We start from the raw sequence: 3,986 nt of genomic DNA, 5'->3' as shown, positions 1-3,986 counted from the left end.
TAGTGTATACTGAGACCTCGGCATAAATAGAAAAATGGGTTTGGGGAATCCCTAGTGTTTATGATCTCTCAAATTGTCCAATTCCTGATTACCCAAATTGTCTAGAAACAGCTCAATCTTGTGTCCACAATAGTTCTTTTTGATATCGCCGGACTGTTCCGGCGATATCATTTTATCCAACCAATTCGTTAAGTTCTTTCAATGCATATGCAATCGCTGTTGCATTTTCATATCCAAATGATTCATCGCTTCTAGAAATGGACTCCCTGTTCCAAAATATATCATTCAAATGAGACAATTCACATCCCATGTGCCATCCGGGAATGCATAGAAACATTCCACCGATTTGAGAACCAAACAAGATATGAAAGCTGTATCCTTCTGCTGATACGATTGCTTCATAAGGTTCTTTGTCCGTTTTTAGCGGTTCAATCCGTCCTTCTTTCTGAACGATTTCTGAGTCTTCTTCATCATCACCGTAAAAATATACCACTGGATACTGATAAGTGAGAGTCATGATTGCTCACCTCCCCTTAACATTTCATGTTCACTGACGTAGATAACATCCTGATCATCAATGATACGGAGATTTTGTTGGCAGCCATACATCAGGGATTTTTCACAAATTCGGTTAATCAGTCTCGGAATTCCACATGAAAGTCGGAAGATTTCATCCATAGCCCGCCGGCTGAATAATTCCCGGTCAATAATCCCGGCATATGTCAAATGCGATTGAATATATTTTTCTGTTTCCGCCCGGTCTAAATGTGGTAAGACACAGTTAATATCAATCCGTTGCCGGACGGCATCATAGCGTTTTAACCGCAGCTTATCTTCCCAGAGTTCTGACTGTCCAACCAATACCAGTGCCATAGGGCTTTCCGAATCAAACCGGTAATTTAATAAAAAGCGGAATTCTTCGATCGTTTCCTTTTCCAGCAGATGCGCTTCATCAAGCACGCATACTACTTTCTGTCCATGTACACCGCGGATGATTTCGATTTCCTTTTGCAGCTGTCGCTTTGCGTCTCCCCGGTAAAACTTGGATTCCAATCCCAACTGATCCAGCAATCCTTTATAAAACCATCTCGGTGTGAGCTTTGAATCCGATAAATACAGGAAAATATATTTTTCTTTTGAAAGGCTTGCGGAAAATTTACGGATAAGAGTAGATTTCCCACATCCGGCATCTGCGGTAACTACTGCAAAAAGCTGACGGTCAGCGACATATGCAAGGCGTCCCAGACAATCTGTCATTGCTTTTGATTCATACAATGCTTCCGGTGGAACTTTTCTGGAAAAAGGTGTGTGTGTCATGTGGTAAAATTTTTCATACATAGTCCGCTACACCTCCCGTTTGTATGCACCGAACGAGATCGCATCAGCGCAGCGCCTGACTGATTCCTTATGCTGCTTTTCGAGTACATCCAGAAATCTTGAGGTCTCAGGTTCTTCTTTCTGCATTTCTTTTGGAATCATTCCCCGTGGTTCGCAGTATTCACCAATCTTTAAAGGCCTTACCTGAAAAGGTTCCATTCCATGTGCGGTCACAGTAATGATCTCAGGTGATGATGGAGCATAAGCAATCTCAACAGTACGTCCAATCAACTGAGTTTTTGTCTCGTAACGTCGTCCTTGGAAACTAATGCACCCGCCTTTATCAACTTTACGGGATTCATGATAAAGGAATGCTTCTCCAACAACAGTACTGTCCAGAAAAACAAGTGGACGGTTGTCCCGGTTGAATTCCTGCAACGGAGAGATCCCTTCTTCAGGAACGGATACTCCAAGACTTTGATAGTATTCCCGGATTCCTTCGTGTGATCGGTTATGGTAGTATTCTTCCAGATAAATGCTCCAATAATAATTCAGTTCCTCCAGTGTGTAGATTTTTTTCGCTTTTGCCTCTGCAATGAAATCATCTACTACCTGATGGAACTTTTCTATTTTTCCCTTTGACTGACCGCTTGCTACAGGGGCATGTGCAACCCGTATAGATAGCTTTGCTAAGGACAGCTTTAACTGTTTTGCAACATACTGGGTTCCATTGTCGAAATAGCACTTATCAAATCGGCCAAACTTCAGGATTACCTTATGAAAAGTGTCTTCCACGATGGTTTCTTCCTGATTATCATAGAATTGTGAAGCCAGGATCATTCTGGAATGATCATCAATCGCAGAAGAAAGATAGGTTTGTACCATGGCTCCATTTTTCCCAATGGGAAGTTTCGGGCCATACTTGATATCTCCCTGGACTAACATCATTCGATGCGACTTGCAAAAACGTTTTGATGAGCTTCTTCTTGCATCTTGATAAATATCCATATGAGCAGAGCCGAATCCGGCCTGATATAGGTGCCGTTGTAAAGTTGGACGCTTTAATACGCCCGGAGCGACTTTTCCTTCTGATTCGAGAATAAAAATGATCTGTTCTACAGATCTGCGAGGGACCTCTCGTCTGAGTTGGATTGCTTCTTGCAGGATTTCATCGTAATTATCAGGCATCACTTCTTTTTTATACCGGACACGTTCTGCCGGTTTTAATCCTTCAAATCCTTTTTTCTGATAAGCATTGACATATCTACGTAATGTACGTTCGGATAATCCGTTCTGTTCTGCCAGTTTACTTCGCAATTCTCTTACCGCAGCCGGATCAATATTTTCATCCAATAGTGGTGAGATCATCGTATACTTCTGTAAAGCAATTTCATCACGGTTCTGCTTTCTTATTAAAGCTGTATTTTGATTCATAACTGTATGTATCTCCTTTCTGAGATCATCATACAGTCCTTTTCCCGGACAGTGAAAACAAAGTCGGTAAAACTCACGAATAGCATGGCTGTAAAGAATTCCCCGAATTATATAGGTAACGGAGAATGGTTCTCAGCCAGGCATCTGGCATGGAACTCTTTATGTGACCGAGCAATGAATTACTGAATTTTAACAGTTCCTCTTTAAAACCCAGTAATCTGTAACCAATCGATTTCATATGTCCTTCTATGTTGAATTGATTTAAAATAAACCAGTGATGCCAGCGGAGCATCGTTTTTTCGGAAGGATAAATTTCAGAATCTTCATCATCAGGATTAACGATATCATCCAAAACGCCAGAGATTGTTTCCTCATTATAGTGTTTATACGGAACCAGACAATCTGGCAGCATCCGGTGAATTCTCTTGCATTTCAGATTATTGCATCTGTGTCTCGGGATTTGAATCCATTCATGAGAACCATCTTCGTAGCGGATGATTCGTTTGCAGTAATCTCTGAAAATCAAATTTCCTATTCGACATACAGGACAAAGAAATTCATTGCTCTCTTGTAAAAATATGTTGTCCAATCCGGGTGTAATCTGTTACAATAAACATGGTTATTGACCAGGGTTCCAGAGTACGATCTTGCTAGGAGGGTGCTTTGGAACCTTTTCCTTTTTCTTGATAAGGACAGTATACTAATCAATTGGTGGACAATCAAGCAGATCTGGATTTGGACAATTTAGGAGATCATAAACACCCTAGCAAGATGAAAACCTGATGAGAGAATATTGTGATGAAAGACAATATTGTTAAACACAGGTGGATCTTGCTTTAGAAAATGATTAGCCATAATGAGTTGGAACGTGGGAGGAGGAAGTGTAAAAAAAAGAGAGAGCCATAAGTAACTCTCTCTGTGATAAAATCAAAAAGTTATAGTATCAGTGGTTCGGTAAGATTACAAAAATCCTTAACAGGAATATTTTCTTTAAGTGGTAAAGCTGTCTCTAAAAAGGTTTCGTCTGCAAATCTTTCGAGTTCAGAATCAAAATGTATAATTGAAGCATTTGTATTTAATTGATATGGCGGAATTGTAACAAAATAATCATAATCTTCGTAAGAAGGAGTGGCGCAAGAAACTTTGATTTTTCCGCCCAATTTCAATTTTGCAAATTCTCCATAAATGGCAGTTAAGGCTTTTTTTCTTTCTTCATCAGAAGTAATTCTATCTAC

At 40.1% G+C, this 3,986-nt stretch carries 4 protein-coding genes and 1 pseudogene; all 5 read right to left on the bottom strand.

Annotated features, from left to right (window positions below; translation table 11 throughout):
• Window positions 1-172: 172 nt before the first annotated feature.
• Window positions 173-517, bottom strand: a complete 345-nt coding sequence (locus RDS42_RS13075; protein WP_226851809.1) for a DUF6618 family protein — start codon at window positions 515-517, stop codon at window positions 173-175.
• A complete protein-coding gene (locus tag RDS42_RS13070) occupies window positions 514-1,338 on the bottom strand; it encodes an ExeA family protein (protein ID WP_021739041.1) in 825 nt (274 codons plus the stop codon). The genes RDS42_RS13075 and RDS42_RS13070 overlap by 4 nt, the downstream gene beginning before the upstream one ends.
• Window positions 1,339-1,344: 6 nt before the next feature.
• A complete protein-coding gene (locus RDS42_RS13065; protein ID WP_021739040.1) occupies window positions 1,345-2,751 on the bottom strand; it encodes a DDE-type integrase/transposase/recombinase in 1,407 nt (468 codons plus the stop codon).
• Between the two features lie 73 nt (window positions 2,752-2,824).
• The gene (locus RDS42_RS15030; protein WP_226851808.1) at window positions 2,825-3,340 is read right to left on the bottom strand and encodes a DUF6431 domain-containing protein; all 516 of its coding nucleotides are present in this window, start codon (window positions 3,338-3,340) and stop codon (window positions 2,825-2,827) included.
• A 346-nt stretch (window positions 3,341-3,686) separates the two neighbouring features.
• Window positions 3,687-3,986, bottom strand: a pseudogene (locus tag RDS42_RS13060) (XRE family transcriptional regulator); the annotation flags it as partial.

It is taken from the genome of uncultured Blautia sp., from assembly GCF_902497045.1.
In the GTDB taxonomy this organism is placed as follows: domain Bacteria; phylum Bacillota; class Clostridia; order Lachnospirales; family Lachnospiraceae; genus Blautia_A.
This window is presented reverse-complemented; position numbering and strand designations above follow the sequence as displayed.